Here is a 17,455-nt window from a genome sequence, read left to right as displayed (position 1 = left end):
CTGCGCTACGGTGGAGGTCGGTCGCACGGGAGTCCGGGGAACGGGCTGAGAGGGAGCTGGGTCGCTCCGACCGTCGAACCTGATCCGGGTCATGCCGGCGCAGGGAGCGTGAGGACATGGGACATGAGCGGGCTGTCGTCGTTGTCGGCGGTGGCGTCATCGGGCTGTCGGTCGCCTGGGCGGTCGCGGACGCGGGCTACTCCGTGCGCGTGGTCGACCCGACCCCGACCAGGGGCGCGTCCTGGCTGGCTGGCGGCATGCTCGCGCCGGTCACCGAGTCGTGGCCGGGGGAGGAGCACGTCCTCGAACTCGGCAGCTCCTCGCTCGCCGCGTGGCCGGACTTCGCGTCCCGGCTGACCGCTGCGGGCGGAGATCCCGGGTTGCGGCTGGAAGGGACCCTCGCGGTCGCCTTGGACTCCGCCGATGTCGGCACCCTCGACGTGCTCGCCGAGTTCCTGCGCGGACTCGGCCGCGAGGCGCAGAACCGCACGGCGCGGGAACTGCGGGCGATGGAGCCCGGCATCGGCCCCGGCGTCCGAAGTGGACTGCACGTGCCGGGGGACCTGGCCGTGGACAACCGCGCTCTGCTCACCGCGTTGCACACCGCGTGCCGCCGATCGGGTGTGGAGTTCGTCACGGCGTCCGCGCGCGAAGTCCACCCGGGTGCCGTCGTGCTGGCCGACGAGTCCACTGTGGAATGTGCGGTGGTTGTCCTCGCGGCAGGCGCGTGGAGCGGGCGGCTGCACCCGGCGCTCGAGCCGCTGGTCCGCCCGGTGAAGGGCGAGATCCTGCGGCTGCACGGCCGCCGCGGCGCGCTCCCGGTGCCGACCCGCACGATCCGCGCCCACGTCGAGTCCCGGCCGGTGTACCTGGTGCCGCGCGCGGACGGCGAGCTCATCCTCGGCGCGACGCAGCTCGAGGTCGGCTTCGACCAGTCCGTCACCGCGGGCGCCGTGCGGGACCTGCTGCGCGACGCGGAACAAGTACTGCCGGGCATCGCGGAGTACGCCCTCACCGAGACGGCCGCCGGTCTGCGGTCGGGCAGCCCGGACAACCTGCCGCTGATCGGCGAGGTGGCGCCGGGCCTGCTGGTGGCGACCGGTCACCACCGCAACGGCCTGCTGCTCGCCCCCGTCACGGCGGACGCGGTTGTCGCGCTGCTGCGCGGGGAAGACCTACCGGACGCGGTGCGCGCCGCTGATCCCGCGCGGTTCTCGGGGAGGGACACATGATCGTGCTGGTGAACGGCGCCGAACGGGAGTTGGCCGACGGGTCGACGGTCGCGGACCTGCTGGTGGCGCTGGGGGTTCCCGGCGCCGGGATCGCGGTCGCCATGGACGGCGCGGTCGTCCCGAGGGCCGCGCACCCGTCGACCCCGGTGCCCGACGGCGCCGTGCTGGAAGTGCTCACCGCCGTGCAGGGAGGCTGAACGTGGACGACCCACTGGTCATCGCCGACCGGGAGTACGCGTCCCGCCTGATCACCGGCACCGGCGGCGCCGCGAACCTCGCGGTGCTCGAACGCGCCCTCGTCGCCTCCGGCACGGAACTGACCACCGTGTCCCTGCGCCGCGTCGACGTCGACGGCGGCACCGGCGTCCTCGAAGTCCTGCGCAGGCTCGGCATCGACCCGCTGCCCAACACCGCGGGCTGCCGCACCGCCGCCGAGGCCGTCCTCACCGCCCACCTGGCCCGCGAGGCGTTGGGCACCAACTGGATCAAACTCGAGGTCATCGCCGACGACCGCACCCTCCTGCCCGACCCGGTGGAACTCCTCGACGCCGCCCGCACCCTCGTCGACGACGGCTTCGTGGTGCTGCCCTACACCAACGACGACCCGGTCCTGGCCCTGCGCCTGGAGGAGGTGGGCTGCGCCGCCGTCATGCCGCTCGGTTCCCCCATCGGCACCGGCCTCGGCATCCGCAACCCGCACAACATCGAACTGATCGTCGCCAGGGCCACCGTCCCGGTCATCCTCGACGCGGGCATCGGCACCGCCTCCGACGCCGCCCTCGCCATGGAACTGGGCTGCGCCGCCGTCCTCCTCGCCACCGCCGTCACCCGCGCCGCCGACCCCGAGAAGATGGCCACCGCCATGCGCTCCGCCGTCCACGCGGGCCGCCTCGCCCGCGCCGCCGGCCGCATCCCGCAACGCTTCTGGGCCCAAGCCTCCAGTCCACCCCGATAGCCCCTCGCTGGACTGGTTGCCTCCCGCACTGAATTCCGCGCGCGAGCCTCCGTCTTGGCGCGCTGGGTTAGAGGTCCACCACCGTGGGCTTATGCGTGGGGGCGCACGTGTCGGGAGAGGCTCGTTGGGGCCTTGTCGTTGGAGTCGGCGAGGTTCCGGCACAATGAGGTATGACGACATCGGCCGCCGAGTCCGGCGTCGGGGATGTGCCCGCGCGGTTGTACCTCGCGATCGGGCGCCTGTCCCGGGCGTTGCGCCGCTCCGGTTCTCCCGGCCTGGGGCACGGGTCCATCTCCGCTCTGTCCACTCTGGTCAACTGCGGTGAGCTGCGCCTCGGTGACCTGGCTGGCAAGGAGGGGGTGGCCGCGCCGACGATGTCACGGATCGTGGCGAGCCTGGTCGAGTCGGGTCATGTGGTGCGCGAGCCGGACCCGGCCGATCGCCGGGCGTGGTTGGTCCGGGCGACCGACTCCGGGGAGCGGATCGTGTCCGGCGTCCGGTCCACGCGGGTGCTCGAGTTGGGCAGGCGGCTGGACCGGTTGTCCCCGCAGGAACGCGAGCGACTGGTCGCCGCCATCCCGGTGCTGGAGTCGCTGCTCGTCGACTGACACCGGTGCCCCGACGCGAGCCGGGGCACCGGTGGGTCTCACAGCAGGAACGTGTCCGCGTCCGGTAGCCGCCAGCGCGGGGAGACCGGGCCGACGCCCGCGCCGAGCGGGTACGCGTCCTGCACCGAGCGTTGGATGAACGCCTTGGCCGCGCGCACCGCCGACACCATGTCCAGGCCCTTGGCCAGGCCCGAGGTGACGGTGGAGGCGAGGGTGTCGCCGCTGCCGTGGGTGTGCTTGGCCTCGAGGCGCGGCCCGACGAACTCGGTGAACTCCGAGCCGTCGTAGAGCAGGTCGAGGCACTCCGGGTCGTCCCACAGGTGGCCGCCCTTGACCAGCACCCACTGCGGGCCGTACTCGGCGAGCGCCTTGGCCGCGTCCCGCTGCTGGGCCTGCGAGCGCACCTCGATCCCGGTCAGCAGCCGCACCTCGTCGAGGTTCGGCGTGACCAGGCTCGCCCGCGGGAACAGCTCGGTGCGCAGCGCGTCGAGCGCCTGGTCGCTGAGCAGCGGGTCGCCGTGCATCGACGCAGACACCGGGTCGACGACGAACGGTGTCACCCCGGACCGTCCGATCCCGACCCGGTCGCAGGCACCGGCCACCGCGGTGATGATCTCCGCAGTGGCCAGCATGCCGGTCTTGGCCGCCTGCACGCCGATGTCGGTGGCCACCACCTCGATCTGCGCGGCGACCACCTCGGGCGGGATGGTGTGGAACCCGCTCACGCCGAGCGAGTTCTGCACGGTCACCGCCGTGATCGCGGTCATCCCGTGCACCCCGCAGGCGAAGAACGTCCGCAGGTCGGCCTGGATTCCCGCGCCACCACCGGAATCCGACCCGGCGATGGTCAGCGTGCGAGGCGGCGTGGTCACTGCCCGACCACCGGCAGGTAGACCTTGCCGCCCTGGTCGGCGAACTCCTCGGACTTGGCGGCCATGCCCGCCTCGATGGCCTCCACAGAGGACAGACCGTGTTCGTCCGCGTAGCGGCGCACGTCCTGGGTGATTTTCATGGAGCAGAACTTAGGCCCGCACATGGAGCAGAAGTGCGCGGTCTTCGCCGGTTCCGCGGGCAGCGTCTCGTCGTGGAACGAGCGGGCGGTGTCCGGGTCGAGCGCCAGGTTGAACTGGTCGGTCCAGCGGAACTCGAACCGGGCCCGCGACAGCGCGTCGTCGCGCTCCTGCGCCCTCGGGTGCCCCTTGGCCAGGTCGGCGGCGTGCGCGGCGATCTTGTAGGTGATCACCCCGGTCTTCACGTCGTCGCGGTTGGGCAGGCCCAGGTGCTCCTTGGGCGTGACGTAGCAGAGCATCGCGGTGCCGAGCCAGCCGATCTGCGCCGCGCCGATGGCCGAGGTGATGTGGTCGTAGCCGGGCGCGATGTCGGTCGCCAGCGGGCCGAGGGTGTAGAACGGCGCCTCACCGCACAGCTCCTCCTCCAGCCGGACGTTCTCCGCGATCTTGTGCATCGGGACGTGCCCGGGGCCCTCGATCATCACCTGGACGTCGTGCGCGCGGGCGATGTGGGTCAGCTCGCCCAGCGTCCGCAGCTCGGCGAACTGCGCGGCGTCGTTGGCGTCGGCGATCGACCCCGGCCGCAGCCCGTCACCGAGGGAGAAGGTGACGTCGTAGGTGCGCAGGATCTCGCACAGCTCCTCGAAGTGCGTGTAGAGGAAGCTCTCCTTGTGGTGCGCCAGGCACCAAGCCGCCATGATCGACCCGCCGCGCGAGACGATGCCGGTGACCCGGCGCGCGGTCAGCGGCACGTACCGCAGCAGCACCCCGGCGTGCACGGTCATGTAGTCGACGCCCTGCTCGCACTGCTCGACCACGGTGTCCCGGTAGACCTCCCAGGACAGCGCCGCCGGGTCGCCGTTGACCTTCTCCAGCGCCTGGTAGATCGGCACCGTCCCGATCGGCACGGGGGAGTTGCGCAGGATCCACTCGCGGGTCTCGTGGATGCGCTTGCCGGTGGACAGGTCCATCACGGTGTCGGCGCCCCACCGCGTCGCCCACACCAGCTTGTCCACCTCGTCCTCGATGGAGGAGGACACCGCGGAGTTGCCGATGTTGGCGTTGATCTTGACGTGGAACTTCTTGCCGATGATCGCGGGCTCGACCTCGGGGTGGCACCGGTTGACCGGGATCACCGCCCGCCCGATGGCCACCTCCTCGCGGACGAACTCCGCGGCGACGCCCTCCCGCTCGGCGCAGAACCGCATCTCCTCGGTGATGATCCCGGCCTTGGCGTAGGCCAGCTGGGTCACCGCGCCACCGACCGGCGCCCGACCGGCCACCCAGTCGGCGCGCAACTTGGGCAGTCCACTGTGGACGTCGATGGTGGCCTCGGGGTCGGTGTACGGGCCCGAGGTGTCGTACAGGTCGAGGTGCTCGCCGTTGGTCAGCTCGACCCGGCGGACGGGGACGCGCAGCCCGTCGGCGCTCTCCCGGTAGGCCTTGCGCGAACCGGAGATCGGCCCGGTGGTGACTGCTGGTCGCACCGAGCGGTCGTCAAGAGCGGTCACGAGGAATCCTCCCTACGCCGGCATTACCCGGTCAGGTTCATCGGTCGGCGGCACCGGGTCCTCGGATGGGACACCAGCCGCCCTCTCAGCCCGCCATGGCGCGAGCTCCCGCGCTGTGTTCAGTTGTCCGGCCAGACCCTAGCCGGCGGCGAGGGGGCTGCCAAGTGCGGAGTGCGGGGGCCGACAAGCGCGAGTGCGGGGCTGCCGAGTGGTGGGCGTGAGGCTGCCGAGTGGTGACCGCGGGGGCAGGCGCGTGAGCACCAGCGCCAGGACTGCGGTGTGAGCACTAAGGTTTCCGGCATGCCGCTGCCGTACCCGCCCGGAGCCCGGCTTCAGGCCAGACCGGAGTCGGTCGAGCCGTGCCCGACCTGCGCGGACCCGCTCGGTCGCGGCTACCCGACCTGCCTGACCTGCGCCGACCGCGTCGACGCGCTGTGGAAGGCGGACTGGGACGCCCTCGCCGCCGGGGCCGAGGACGAGCGCGAACTGGCCGCCACGGTGCTCGCCGCGCCGGTCGGCAGCCACCCCTGGACCTGCGTCGACTGGGCGATGCGGCTGCTGTCCTGCCCGGTCTGCCGGGGTGAGCTGGGCACCGGTCCGGCGTGCCTGCACTGCGCCAAGGCCGACCAGGCCAGGTGGGCCTGGGACCACGCCGCCCCGGCCGGGGCGATGACCGCGAACGAGCACGCCATCCGGCTCGCCGTCGCGGCGCTGCGCGGTGCCGGTGAGCGGCGCGACACCGTGGTCGCGTTCTGGCGGCTGTCGCTGCCGCACCTGCTGGTCGGCGCCGTGCCGAGCCAGGCGCAGGTGGGCCGCATCCGGGTGCACCTCATCGCGGGCCGGTTCGACGACCTGGCGGAGGCTCCCGGGTTCGCCGCGATGGCCGCGCTCGCCGACCTGCCCTGGCGCTCGGCCTAGCCCAGGACGGCGCCCAGGGCTTGGTCGCACCCGGTCATGACTGCACGGCGAGCTTGATGCCCAGGCCGATCAGCACCGCACCGGAGACCCGCTCCAGCCTGCGGCGCACCGCGCTGCGGCGCAGCCAGCCCATGATCCGGCTCAGCAGCGCGATGACCAGCAGGTACCACAGGGTGTCGACCAGCACCCAGACCCCGGCCAGCGCCACCAGCACCCACCGCGGCGCGCCCGGCTCGACGAACTGCGGCAGGAACGAGATCGCGAACACCGCCAGCTTCGGGTTGGCGACGTTGACCACCAGCCCGGACCGGAACCCCGACCCGCTGGTCGGCGCCACCGGCTCGCTGTCGTCGTGCTTGCCGAACAACGCCCGCGCCCCGAACCACAGCAGCACCGCGACACCGCCGATCCGCAACGCCTGGTAGGCGACCTCGGAGGCGACCAGCAGCACCGACAGCCCGAACGCCGCCGCCACCGCCCACACCGCGACGCCGACCTCCATGCCCGCGACCGTGGCCAGCGCGCCCCGGCGACCGCCCTTGATCGACTGTCGCAGCAGCATCGCCGTGCCCACGCCGGGGACCATGGCGAGGATCAGGGAGGCCAACAGGAACGCGAGGAAGCCGGACCAGGTCATGCCGGGGATGATGCGCCCGGCCGCTGGCCAGGTGCCAGCGGTTAATCGGCGAACGGGTCCTCGGAGTTGGCCGGGTCCCAGGACAGGCCGGGCACCCCCCACTCGTTGGCCTTGATCATCCGCTTCGCGTCCCGCTGGTTCCGGCCGACCAGGCGGTTGAGGTAGAGGTACCCGTCCAGGTGATCGGTCTCGTGTTGCAGGCAGCGCGCGAAGAACCCGGTGCCCTCGACCTCGATCGGCGCACCCGCCAGGTCCTGCCCGGTGACCTTCGCCCAGCTCGCCCGCCCGGTCGGGAAGGTCTCACCTGGCACCGACAGGCACCCCTCGTAGTCGTCGTCCGGGTCCGGCATCCCCTCGGGGACCTCGGAGGTGGTCAGCACCGGGTTCACCACGACACCGCGGTGCCGCACGCCCTCGTCGTCCGGGCAGTCGTACACGAACACCCGCTGGTCGACGCCGATCTGGTTGGCGGCGAGGCCGACCCCGTTGGCGGCGGCCATGGTGTCGTACATGTCGGCGACCAGCGCCGCGAGGTCCTCGTCGAACCGCTCGACCGGCTTGGTCGGGTTATGCAGAACCGGATCACCGACGATGCGGATCGGGTGGACTGTCATGCCACGAGCCTAACGGGCGCTCCCGACACCAGGTCCCGCCGCTGGTTTGCCGCCGCGCGGTCCGGGGAACGTGGGCTGGCGTGGGGTTGTTGGAGGTTGTGGGCCGGGTCGGCAGAAGAGTGGTCGGACGCGCCGTGGAGGTGACGATCACCGCGCGCGGTGACGTGGTGTAATGGCGACCGGCGGGTGGCCGGTGTGCCGCCCGGCGGAGCCGAACCGTGAGGCGAGGAGCCAGATGGACGCTGCTGAGTCGCCCTCTCAGCCTGAGCAGGCGGCACCCGCGCACGCGCGGCCAGCGGGCCTCAGCGAGCGCGAGCGGGCCATCCTCGCGTTCGAGCGGCAGTGGTGGAAGTACGCGGGCGCCAAGGACCAGGCCATCCGCGAGCTGTTCGAGCTGTCCAGCACCCGGTACTACCAGGTGCTCAACGAGTTGATCGAGAAGACCGAGGCCCTTGCGGCCGACCCGATGCTGGTCAAGCGCCTGCGCCGGATGCGAGCCACCCGGCACCGCGCCCGCGCAGCCCGACGCCTGGGGATGGACCCGCGATGAGCACCGAGCCAAGCGGGCAGACCCGCACCGCCCGAGTCGTGGGCCTCACCCTCCTCGCGGTGGCCGCGGCCGCGGCCGTGATCGGCGTGATCACCCTCTTCGACAGCACCGGCGACACCCCACCCGCCGCCCAACCCCCCGCGCCCTCCATCACCACCACCACAGGCGCACCCCCCAGCGGCGACCTCACCAGCCTCCCCCCGCGCCCCACCACCCCGGGCCAGGTCACCACGACCACCGAACCCCCGGCCCCCGAGCCGACCACCACGGCACCCCCCGCCACCACCGCGGCCACCGCCCCCCCAGCGACCTCCCGCCCCGGCAACACCGCCGAATCCCCCAGCGAACCGCTGCGCATCTACAACAACAGCACCATCACCGGCCTAGCCGCCCGAGCCGCCGAAGACATCGGCTCCACCGGCTGGCCCATCTCCCAGGTAGGCAACTACTCCGGCGGCAAAATCCCCACCACCACCGTCTACTTCCAACCCGGCACCCCCCAGGAACAAGCGGCCCGCCAACTAGGCAACCAATTCGACTTCCGCGTCGAACCCCGCTTCGAGGGCATCAAGGACTCACCCCCCGGCCTGATCCTCATCGTCACCAACGACTACAAGGTCGCCAAGGAGAAGTAGCCCCCTCCGGGCACCCCCCACGCCGAGACCTCCACACCCCCTCGGCCCACGCCCCACCACGCCCGCCACGCCGAACACCGCCCCACCAAGTCCCCACGTCCAGTCCCAACCCACCGCAAGCAACTCCCCGCCCACCAACAGCCCTACCGCTCCGACCTCCTCCCCGCATAAGCCTCCAACTCCGCCAACTGCCCCGCATCCAGCGACGGCCGCACATTCCCCCGCGCCGCCTCCAAGTGCTTCCCCGTCACCACAGTCGCCTCCAACGATTCCCGCATCGCCGTCAGCGCCGCCTCCCGGATCAACGCCGCGCAATCCGCCGCTGAATAGCCCTCCAGCGTCTGCGCGTAAGCGACCAAGTCGACGTCCTCACCCAGCGGCGTCTTCTTGCTCACCGCGGCCAGGATGGCTGCTCGGGCTTCGGCGTCCGGTGGTGGGACGTAGATCAGCCGCTCTAGGCGGCCGGGGCGGAGGAGGGCTGGGTCGACTAGTTCTGGGCGGTTGGTGGCGCCTACGACCACGACGTCCCGGAGGGGTTCCACGCCGTCGAGTTCGGTGAGGAGGGCGGCGACGACGCGGTCCGCGACGCCGGAGTCGGACGATTGGCCGCGTCGTGGTGCCAGGGCGTCGATCTCGTCGAGGAACACCAGGGCGGGGGCGGCCTCGCCTGCCTTGCGGAACAGTTCGCGGACCGCGCGTTCGGACTCGCCGACCCACTTGTCCATCAGTTCCGCGCCCTTGACCGACAGCACGTTCAGCTGGCCGGTCCCGGCGAGCGCGCGCACCAGGAACGTCTTGCCGCCGCCGGGTGGGCCGTACAGCAGCACGCCGCGCGGTGGTGCGACGCCGAGGCGGGCGAACGAGTCCGGGTAGCGCAGCGGCCACAGCACCGCCTCGGTCAGCGCCTGCTTGGTCTCGACCATGTCGCCGACGTCGTCGAGTTGGATGTCGCCGGTGCGGACCGAGGTCGTGCTGACCGACGTCGGCCGGACGGTCTGCAGCGCGCCCAGCACGTCGTCGGCGGCGATCTCCGCCGCTTCGCGCAACGCGGCCCGGATCGCGGACTCCCGGCGCAACGCGATCAGGTCGGCGGCAACGAAGCCCGGCGTCCGGTCGGCCACCACCGCGAAGTCCACTCCGGACTCGACGGGCAGGTCCCGATAGAGCACCCGGAGCAGCTCCGCGCGGGTCTTCGCGTCCGGCGACGGCAGCCGCAGCTCTCGGTCCACCAGCTCCACACCGCGCAACCGCGGGTCGACGGCCTCCGGGTGCGCGGTGGTCACCACCAACGCCACCCGGGGGATCCCGATCGCCGCGCGCAACGTGTCCAGGACGACCGTCGCCAACGGGGGCGGCGAGGTCGCGGGCAGTAGCGCGTCGACGTCGTTGATCATCAGCACCGCCGCCTGCCCCGCCGACGACCGGGCGCGGGCCTGCTCGACCGCCGCCCCCAGCCGGGCGGCCGCCGCGTTCGCCTCCAGCACCGCGATCGTCGGGCCCGCCAGCTCGACCACCTCGGCGTCGACCGAGCCAGCCACTGCCCGCACCACACTGGCCTTGCCGACGCCCTCCGGCCCGCTGACCAGCACCCCCAGCCGGGGTGCGGCACCCAGCCGCTCCAACAGTTCCGGCCGCAGGAACGCCAGCTCGAACCACTCGCCGAGCGTGCGCACCGCCTCCTTGGCGCCCACCAGGTCCGCCAACTCGACCGGCTCCGGGGCGCTCACCGCCACGTCCGCGCTCACCCCGACGGGCGCCGCAGGAGCGGACTGCACGACCGTCTCACCGCCGACCGCCACCGCCGCCCGCTCACCCGTGCGGGCGCCGTCGCGCCAACCGACCACAGTGGACGGGTGCACGGTCACCGCGCCCGCAGGCTCCACCGAGGTCACCGTCAGCAGCTCGTTGGTCCAGGTCATACCGATCGCCCTGGACAGCTTGCCGCGCACGGCGGGCACGTCGGCCCCCGGCGGCGGCGCCAGGTCCTGCGGCAGCAGCGACACCGCGTCGCCGACGCTCAGCACCTTCCCGACCAGCGCGAGCCGCACCGTCTCCGGGGGCAGCGAGGTCGACGCCAGCCGCGACCCGGCCACGGTGATCGCCCGCGCCAGCGCGACCTCGACCGGGGCGACCACCACCTCGGACCCCTCGGTGATCCCCAGGTTCGACAGGGTCACGTCGTCGAGCAGCACGACACCGGTCGCCGCGCCCCGGTCGCCCTCGGCGGCGAGCGCGGCGCTCACCCGGGCGCCGGTCAGCCGGACGGCGTCCCACTGCCGCAGCCCGAGCGCGTCGAACACCTCGGGGTGCAGCCGGACGACACCGCGCCGGGTGTCCAGCGCGGACGGCGTGAGCCGCGCGGTCAACGTGATCTGAGTTCCCACGACGACGAGCGTAGAGCCTGCGCGCCGATCGCCGCGGAAGTTGTCCACAGGCCCGTCAGCGGGGCTTGCTCTCCCCGGGGCGGTCGTTCTTGCGCAGGCCGGTGCGCCGCCACGCCTTGCCGCGGGCACCCGGCGGCCTCGGGTCGGTCGGCAGCGGGACACCCGGGGCGTCGCCGTTGCGCATCGGCCGCAGCACGGCCCGGCGGGCGGCACCGGCGACCCGGCGCAGCGGTGGCCGCAGCCCCAGCCGCCGGGAGCCGTGCGCCCGGCGGATCGCCCGGCGCTCGCGCGGCGGCACGTCCCACGCCTCGGGGTTGTTGGCCAGCCAGTGCTTGCGCCGGACCGCGTAGGGGATGTGCAGCAGGTAGAGCACCAGCACCACGGCCAGCGTCACGAGCGGGTAGGTGATGACCGCCGCCGCCACCAGTCCTACGAGGACCAGCAGTGGCGCCACCGCGCGCGGGGACACGCGGGCGGTCTTCACCGACAGCGTCGGGATGCGGCTGATCGCGAGCGCCGCCACCGCAACGATCCACACCATCACGGCCGCCTTGGACTGCCACCAGTGCCCGGCGTCGCCGTACTCGATGGTCAGGATCAGCGGCAGCAGGACGAGCAGGCCACCGGCGGGCGCGGGCACCCCGACGAAGAACTCCTTCGTGTAGACCGGTTGCTCGGTGTCCTCGAGCAGCGTGTTGAACCGAGCCAACCGCAGAATCATGCACACCGCGAAGATGAGCGCGACGACCCAACCGACCCGGTCGCCGCCGAAGCGCCACACGTAGAGCATCAGCGCGGGCGCGACCCCGAACGAGATCGCGTCCGCGAGCGAGTCGAGCTCGGCGCCCATCTTGCTGGTGGCGTCGAGCAACCGGGCGATGCGCCCGTCGAGGCTGTCGAGCACCGCGGCGATGGCGATCGCGGCGATCGCGGCGGTGGGCTGGCCGTTGAGGACGAACTGGACGGCGGACAGGCCCGCGCACATGGCCAGGACGGTCAGCGCGTTGGGCAGCAGCCGGACACCGGGCGCGGTCGGGGCCATCGGTCAGCCCGCCGAGGGCAGCTCGGCCAAGACGGTCTCCCCACCGATGGTCCGCTGACCTGGTTCGACCAGGACGCGGCTGCCGGCGGGCACATAGAGGTCCACGCGCGACCCGAAGCGGATGAGCCCGTAGGTGCTACCCGCGAGGACCTTGTCCCCGTCGGACACCTGGCAGATGATGCGCCGCGCGACCAGACCCGCGATCTGCACCACCGCGAGGTCGTGGCCCTCGTCCGTGCGCACGTGCAGGCTGTTGCGCTCGTTGACCTCGCTGGCCTCGTCCAGGTCGGCGGAGAGGAACTTGCCCGCCTTGTGCACCGCGCGCACGACCTGGCCGGTCGCGGGGGAGCGCTGGACGTGCACGTCGAACACCGACAGGAACACGCTCACGCGCAGCATGGGCTCGTCGCCCAGGCCGAGCTCGGCGGGCGGGACCGCTTCGACGACGTGCGACACGGTGCCGTCGGCGGGGGCCACGGCGATGCCGGGGCGGCGCGGGGTGACCCGCTTGGGCTCGCGGAAGAACCACGCGAGCCACGCCGTGAACACCGCGGTGCCCACACCGGCCCGCTTGGACAGCCGCCGCACCGCGAGGGTCGCGCCGAGCGCGCCGAGGATGAACGGGCGACCACCCGGGTGCACCGGGGGGATGATGCTCTTGGTCAACTCGACGGCGTGCTGGAGCGCGCCTGCCTTCTTGGGCTGGTGAGCGGTCATCGTGGTCGCGGTTTCCTCGTGTCTAGGCCGGATTTCCGCACACGCTACGCCAGCCGGGGTCCGGCTCGGGGAGGTAGCCGCCACCTGGGCGGACAGGGGCGCCCGATGGCTGGGTATGCACCCCCCGACGGCACATACCCGGCCATCGGCCGCCCTCGTGCAACGCGTCCAGTGTAGCCGGCGGCCGTCTTGTGGATCAATGGCCACTTGTGGGGAATTGACTTCCCCGGAGCATCATATGGTTACTTGGTGCCGTCAGTCGAGCAGGACCAGGTCGACCTCGTCGCCCGCGGCCACCTCGGCCACCCCGACCGGGATCTCGATCAGGCAGTTCGACGCCGCGAACGAGGCCAGCAGGTGGGAACCCGGCCCACCCACTGGGACCACCTCGACGTGTCCGGCGTCGTGGCGCCCCCTGCGGTACTGGACCCTGCCCGGCGGTGACGTCATCGCCGCCGTAGCGCGCGCCCGCGCTCGGGGGCGGTCAGTACGGCTGTGGCCCATAGCGCTGAGCAAGGCGGGCCGGAGGAACAGTTCGAACGACAAGGCGGCGCTGACGGGGTTGCCCGGCAAGGCCACCACCGACAGCCCTTCGAACGACCCCCGCCCTTGCGGTCCGCCAGGCTGCATCGCGACCTGGACGAACTCGACCCCTTGGTCGGACAGGGCATCCTTGACGACTTCATATGCACCCGCGCTAACGCCGCCGGACGTGATGAGCAGGTCAGCCTCACCGACGTGCTCGGCGACAACAGCGCGGAACGTCGCGACATCGTCGGGCACAGACCGCAGCACCACGGCCTTCCCGCCGATCTCTTCGATCGCCGCGGCCAAGAGAACGCTGTTGGACTCGTAGATGTGCCCCGGCGGCAAGGGGTCGCCAGGCGGGACCAGTTCGGACCCAGTGGACAGCACAAGCACCCGCGGCGGCCTCCGCACGGGCAAGCCGGCTAGGCCAACCGCCGCGGCCAAGCCCAACTGCGGCGGGTGCAGCACCGTCCCGGCCCGCAAGATCACGTCGCCGCTGGAGACATCCTCACCCACGAACCGCACGTGTGTACGCGGTAGCACTGACGCGTCGATGCGGACGTTCTCCGTACCGCCGTCGGTCAACTCCACCTGGATGATCGCGTCGGCTCCCTCGGGCAGCGGCGCGCCGGTCATGATCCGCTGGGAGGTACCGGGCGCGAGTGGGGCGACATCGGTCCGTCCCGCCGGGATGTCGTCGGCGACCGGCAGCCGTACGGGGTTCTCCGCGGTCGCACTGACCACATCGGACGCCCGCACCGCGTACCCGTCCATGGCGGAGTTGTCGAAGGGCGGTAGCGAAACCCCGGCGGTGACGTCCTCGGCGAGCACCAGCCCTCTGCACATCGCCAAAGGAAGCCGCACCACCGGCAGCGGTGGCACCAACGCCTGGACTTCGAGCCGGTACTCCTGCGGGGTCAACCCGCGCTTGGCCGCGTTCACGCCGCCAATCTTGCCTGCCCGTTGACCGAACCGGACGCGGCCGTCACAGCGCGGACGTTACGCTCGACCGCGTGTCGGAAGACCTAACCGGGCGTCGCCTCGGGCACTACCGCATCGACGGTGTGCTCGGTAAGGGCGGCATGAGCGTTATGTACCGGGCAACCGACATCCGGCTCGGCCGCAAGGTCGCCCTCAAAGTCATCGCCGAGCACCTCACCGAGGACCCCGAGTTCCGCGAGCGCTTCGTCGACGAGGCCCGCAACACCTCCGCGATCGACCACGCCAACGTCGTCCCGCTCTACGACTTCGGCGAGGTCGACGGCCTGCTCTACATCGCCATGCGGCTGGTGGACGGCTCCGACATGGCCAGCCTGGTCAAGGACGGCCCGCTCGCCCCGCAGCGCGCGCTGAGCCTGCTCGCCCAGGTGGCCGAGGCCCTGGACAACCTGCACGAGCGCGGTCTGGTCCACCTCGACGTCAAACCGGCGAACGTGCTGGTCACCGCGCGCGAGTCCGCGACCGAGCACATCTACGTCGCCGACTTCGGCCTGACCCGCCGCGGCGCGACCGGCCACCGCACCCGGGGCGGGGACTTCCTCGGTTCCCCCACCTACGCCGCGCCGGAGCACTTGCGCGGGGAACCGGTGGACGGTCGCACGGACCAGTACTCCCTCGCGTGCGTCTTGTTCGCGTGCCTCGCCGGTAGGCCTCCCTTCGCCGGGCAGGTGTCGGAGGTCATCCAGGGGCACCTCAACCGTGACGTCCCGACGCTGACCGACTACATGGCGCTGCCGCCCGCGATCAACGAAGTCATCCGACGCGGTATGGCTAAGAACCCGGGGCACCGCTACGCCAGCTGCCGTGAGCTCATCGCCACAGCGCGCCGCGCCCTCTCTAGCGCCCCACCGCGCCCGGTAGGCCCACCGCCGCAGCGTCCGCCCAACCAGACGCTGGTAGCTCCCATCGAGCAGCTGCGTCCGCAGTACCAGAACCCGCAGCCCATCCAGCCGGACCCGGTCCGCTTGCGGCCACCCGCGCCGGTCAGGACCACCGCGTTCGACGAGAAGAAGAGCGGCACCCGCTGGCTGGTCCCGGTGATCATCGGCCTGGTCGCGATCGGCGCCATCGTCGCCGCGATCATGCTGCTCACCGGCGGTTCCGGCACCGACGACCCGGGCACCAGCCCCGGCCCGAGCGCCCCGCCGATCCAGGTCGGCCCGGGGACCACCACCAGGTCGAGCGCGCCGCCGACCACGACCTCGCGCAGGCCTGTGCCGCCCATCACCATCTTGCCGCCCCCCTGACCTGCTCTTCTTGCACTCGCGTGCCCCGAGTGCTAAACACGAACTAGCACTCGGGGTCGCCGAGTGCCAGAAGGTCGGGACGGTGAGGCTGGCGCTCCGCGCCGGTCGTCCGTCGCGGGCACCGAGCCTGGCCGCGCTACGTGTATCCATCCGATGGAGGACCACACCGCAATGGCCAAGTTGATCGCGTTTGACGAGGAAGCGCGTCGCGGTCTCGAGCGCGGACTGAACACCCTCGCCGACGCCGTCAAGGTGACGCTCGGCCCGAGGGGCCGCAACGTCGTGCTCGAGAAGAAGTGGGGCGCGCCGACGATCACCAACGACGGCGTGTCGATCGCGAAGGAGATCGAGCTCGAGGACCCGTGGGAGAAGATCGGGGCCGAGCTGGTCAAGGAGGTCGCGAAGAAGACCGACGACGTCGCCGGTGACGGCACCACCACCGCCACCGTGCTCGCCCAGGCGCTGGTGCGCGAGGGCCTGCGCAACGTCGCCGCTGGCGCCGACCCGCTGTCGCTCAAGCGCGGCATCGAGCAGGCCGTCGAGGCGGTCATCGAGCAGCTGCACAAGTCCGCCAAGGAGGTCGAGACCAAGGAGCAGATCGCGGCAACCGCGTCCATCTCCGCAGGCGACACCACCATCGGCGAGCTGATCGCCGAGGCGCTCGACAAGGTGGGCAAGGAAGGCGTCATCACCGTCGAGGAGAGCAACGCCCTCGGCATGGAGCTCGAGCTCACCGAGGGCATGCGCTTCGACAAGGGCTACATCTCCGGTTACTTCGTGACCGACCCCGAGCGCCAGGAAGCGGTCCTCGAGGACCCCTACATCCTGCTGTTCGGCTCCAAGATCTCCTCGGTCAAGGACCTGCTCCCGCTGCTGGAGAAGGTCATGCAGTCCGGCAAGCCGCTGCTGATCATCTCCGAGGACGTCGAGGGCGAGGCGCTGGCGACCCTGGTCGTCAACAAGATCCGCGGCACCTTCAAGTCCGTCGCGGTCAAGGCCCCGGGCTTCGGCGACCGCCGCAAGGCGATCCTGCAGGACATCGCCATCCTCACCGGTGGCCAGGTCATCTCCGAGGACGTCGGCCTCAAGCTGGAGAACGCGGGCATCGAGCTGCTCGGCAAGGCCCGCAAGGTCGTCGTCACCAAGGACGAGACCACCGTGGTCGAGGGCGCTGGTGACGCCGAGCAGATCCAGGGCCGGGTGAACCAGATCCGCGCCGAGATCGAGAAGTCGGACTCCGACTACGACCGCGAGAAGCTCCAGGAGCGCCTGGCCAAGCTCGCGGGCGGCGTGGCCGTCATCAAGGCCGGTGCCGCCACCGAGGTCGAGCTCAAGGAGCGCAAGCACCGCATCGAGGACGCGGTGCGCAACGCCAAGGCCGCCGTGGAGGAGGGCATCGTCGCCGGTGGCGGCGTGGCCCTGCTGCAGGCCGCCGAGGCCGCGTTCGCGGGCCTCAAGCTCGAGGGCGACGAGGCCACCGGTGCCAACATCGTCAAGGTCGCCGTCGAGGCGCCGCTCAAGCAGATCGCGATCAACGCCGGTCTCGAGGGTGGCGTCGTGGTGGAGAAGGTCAAGGGCCTCCCGCAGGGCCACGGCCTCAACGCCGCGACCGGTGTCTACGAGGACCTGCTCGCCGCTGGCGTGCCGGACCCGACCAAGGTGACCCGCTCGGCGCTGCAGAACGCCGCGTCGATCGCCGCGCTGTTCCTCACCACCGAGGCCGTCGTGGCCGACAAGCCGGAGAAGGCTGGTGCCCCGGCTGGCGGCGGCGACCCGACCGGCGGCATGGACTTCTGATCCAGGCCCCGCTCGGCACGCACTGAGTTCGAAGGCCCGGTCCCCTCGCGGGGGACCGGGCCTTCGTGCGT

The 17,455-nt window shown here is 71.9% G+C and carries 17 protein-coding genes and 1 riboswitch; of the genes, 9 read left to right on the top strand and 8 right to left on the bottom strand.

What is annotated here, in order from left to right:
* Positions 1-15 precede the first annotated feature (15 nt).
* Positions 16-123, top strand: a riboswitch (TPP riboswitch).
* The 4 genes from thiO (at position 117) to LV79_RS02625 (ending at position 2,795) form a co-directional block, all read left to right on the top strand.
* On the top strand, positions 117-1,232 hold the full coding sequence (gene thiO, locus LV79_RS02640) for a glycine oxidase ThiO (RefSeq protein WP_253831647.1): 1,116 nt from the start codon (positions 117-119) through the stop codon (positions 1,230-1,232). It overlaps the preceding riboswitch by 7 nt.
* Positions 1,229-1,429: a sulfur carrier protein ThiS gene (gene thiS, locus LV79_RS02635; RefSeq protein ID WP_253831644.1), complete on the top strand. Its 201-nt coding sequence runs from the start codon at positions 1,229-1,231 to the stop codon at positions 1,427-1,429. The genes thiO and thiS overlap by 4 nt, the downstream gene beginning before the upstream one ends.
* 2 nt (positions 1,430-1,431) lie before the next feature.
* Positions 1,432-2,187 carry a thiazole synthase gene (locus LV79_RS02630; protein WP_253831642.1) on the top strand — a complete coding sequence of 252 codons (756 nt, stop codon included), beginning with the start codon at positions 1,432-1,434 and terminating at the stop codon, positions 2,185-2,187.
* A 170-nt stretch (positions 2,188-2,357) separates the two neighbouring features.
* Positions 2,358-2,795, top strand: coding sequence for a MarR family winged helix-turn-helix transcriptional regulator (locus tag LV79_RS02625; RefSeq protein WP_253831640.1), 438 nt, complete (start codon positions 2,358-2,360; stop codon positions 2,793-2,795).
* A 38-nt stretch (positions 2,796-2,833) separates the two neighbouring features.
* Here the strand turns inward: LV79_RS02625 and thiD are convergent, their stop codons facing one another.
* Both thiD and thiC read right to left on the bottom strand, forming a co-directional pair.
* Positions 2,834-3,667 (bottom strand): bifunctional hydroxymethylpyrimidine kinase/phosphomethylpyrimidine kinase, encoded by an 834-nt coding sequence (gene thiD / locus LV79_RS02620; RefSeq protein WP_253831638.1) that lies wholly within the window; start codon positions 3,665-3,667, stop codon positions 2,834-2,836.
* Positions 3,664-5,316 carry a phosphomethylpyrimidine synthase ThiC gene (gene thiC, locus LV79_RS02615; RefSeq protein WP_285469856.1) on the bottom strand — a complete coding sequence of 551 codons (1,653 nt, stop codon included), beginning with the start codon at positions 5,314-5,316 and terminating at the stop codon, positions 3,664-3,666. The genes thiD and thiC overlap by 4 nt, the downstream gene beginning before the upstream one ends.
* A 279-nt stretch (positions 5,317-5,595) precedes the next feature.
* On the opposite strand from thiC, the gene LV79_RS02610 reads away from it, so the two are divergent.
* Positions 5,596-6,234, top strand: coding sequence for a hypothetical protein (locus tag LV79_RS02610; RefSeq protein ID WP_253831636.1), 639 nt, complete (start codon positions 5,596-5,598; stop codon positions 6,232-6,234).
* 34 nt (positions 6,235-6,268) lie between these two features.
* Here the strand turns inward: LV79_RS02610 and LV79_RS02605 are convergent, their stop codons facing one another.
* Together LV79_RS02605 and LV79_RS02600 are read right to left on the bottom strand one after the other, a co-directional pair.
* A complete protein-coding gene (locus LV79_RS02605) occupies positions 6,269-6,871 on the bottom strand; it encodes a LysE family translocator (protein WP_253831634.1) in 603 nt (200 codons plus the stop codon).
* Positions 6,872-6,912: 41 nt separating this feature from the next.
* Entirely contained in the window at positions 6,913-7,485 is a 573-nt protein-coding gene (locus LV79_RS02600) for a peptide deformylase (protein ID WP_253831632.1), read from the bottom strand.
* 235 nt (positions 7,486-7,720) lie between these two features.
* On the opposite strand from LV79_RS02600, the gene LV79_RS02595 reads away from it, so the two are divergent.
* Complete coding sequence (locus tag LV79_RS02595; RefSeq protein WP_253831630.1) at positions 7,721-8,035, top strand: DUF3263 domain-containing protein; 315 nt, start codon at positions 7,721-7,723, stop codon at positions 8,033-8,035.
* Positions 8,032-8,670: a LytR C-terminal domain-containing protein gene (locus tag LV79_RS02590; protein WP_253831628.1), complete on the top strand. Its 639-nt coding sequence runs from the start codon at positions 8,032-8,034 to the stop codon at positions 8,668-8,670. Before LV79_RS02595 ends, LV79_RS02590 begins: the two co-directional genes overlap by 4 nt.
* 143 nt (positions 8,671-8,813) lie before the next feature.
* Here LV79_RS02590 and LV79_RS02585 read toward each other — a convergent pair whose 3' ends face one another.
* The 4 genes from LV79_RS02585 to moeA form a co-directional block, all read right to left on the bottom strand.
* Positions 8,814-11,054: an AAA family ATPase gene (locus LV79_RS02585; RefSeq protein ID WP_253831626.1), complete on the bottom strand. Its 2,241-nt coding sequence runs from the start codon at positions 11,052-11,054 to the stop codon at positions 8,814-8,816.
* A gap of 55 nt (positions 11,055-11,109) precedes the next feature.
* Positions 11,110-12,096, bottom strand: a complete 987-nt coding sequence (pssA, locus tag LV79_RS02580) for a CDP-diacylglycerol--serine O-phosphatidyltransferase (RefSeq protein WP_253831623.1) — start codon at positions 12,094-12,096, stop codon at positions 11,110-11,112.
* Positions 12,097-12,099: 3 nt separating this feature from the next.
* Complete coding sequence (locus tag LV79_RS02575) at positions 12,100-12,813, bottom strand: phosphatidylserine decarboxylase (RefSeq protein ID WP_253831621.1); 714 nt, start codon at positions 12,811-12,813, stop codon at positions 12,100-12,102.
* 255 nt (positions 12,814-13,068) lie between these two features.
* Positions 13,069-14,292: a molybdopterin molybdotransferase MoeA gene (gene moeA / locus LV79_RS02570; protein ID WP_372495320.1), complete on the bottom strand. Its 1,224-nt coding sequence runs from the start codon at positions 14,290-14,292 to the stop codon at positions 13,069-13,071.
* A 62-nt stretch (positions 14,293-14,354) separates the two neighbouring features.
* Between moeA and LV79_RS02565 the strand changes: the two genes are divergently transcribed.
* Positions 14,355-15,587 (top strand): serine/threonine-protein kinase, encoded by a 1,233-nt coding sequence (locus tag LV79_RS02565; protein ID WP_253831617.1) that lies wholly within the window; start codon positions 14,355-14,357, stop codon positions 15,585-15,587.
* A gap of 171 nt (positions 15,588-15,758) precedes the next feature.
* Entirely contained in the window at positions 15,759-17,384 is a 1,626-nt protein-coding gene (gene groL / locus LV79_RS02560) for a chaperonin GroEL (protein WP_092779458.1), read from the top strand.
* The last annotated feature ends 71 nt before the right edge of the window (positions 17,385-17,455 follow it).

This window comes from Actinokineospora globicatena (assembly GCF_024171945.1).
Taxonomy (GTDB): Bacteria; Actinomycetota; Actinomycetes; order Mycobacteriales; family Pseudonocardiaceae; genus Actinokineospora; species Actinokineospora globicatena.
This window is presented reverse-complemented; position numbering and strand designations above follow the sequence as displayed.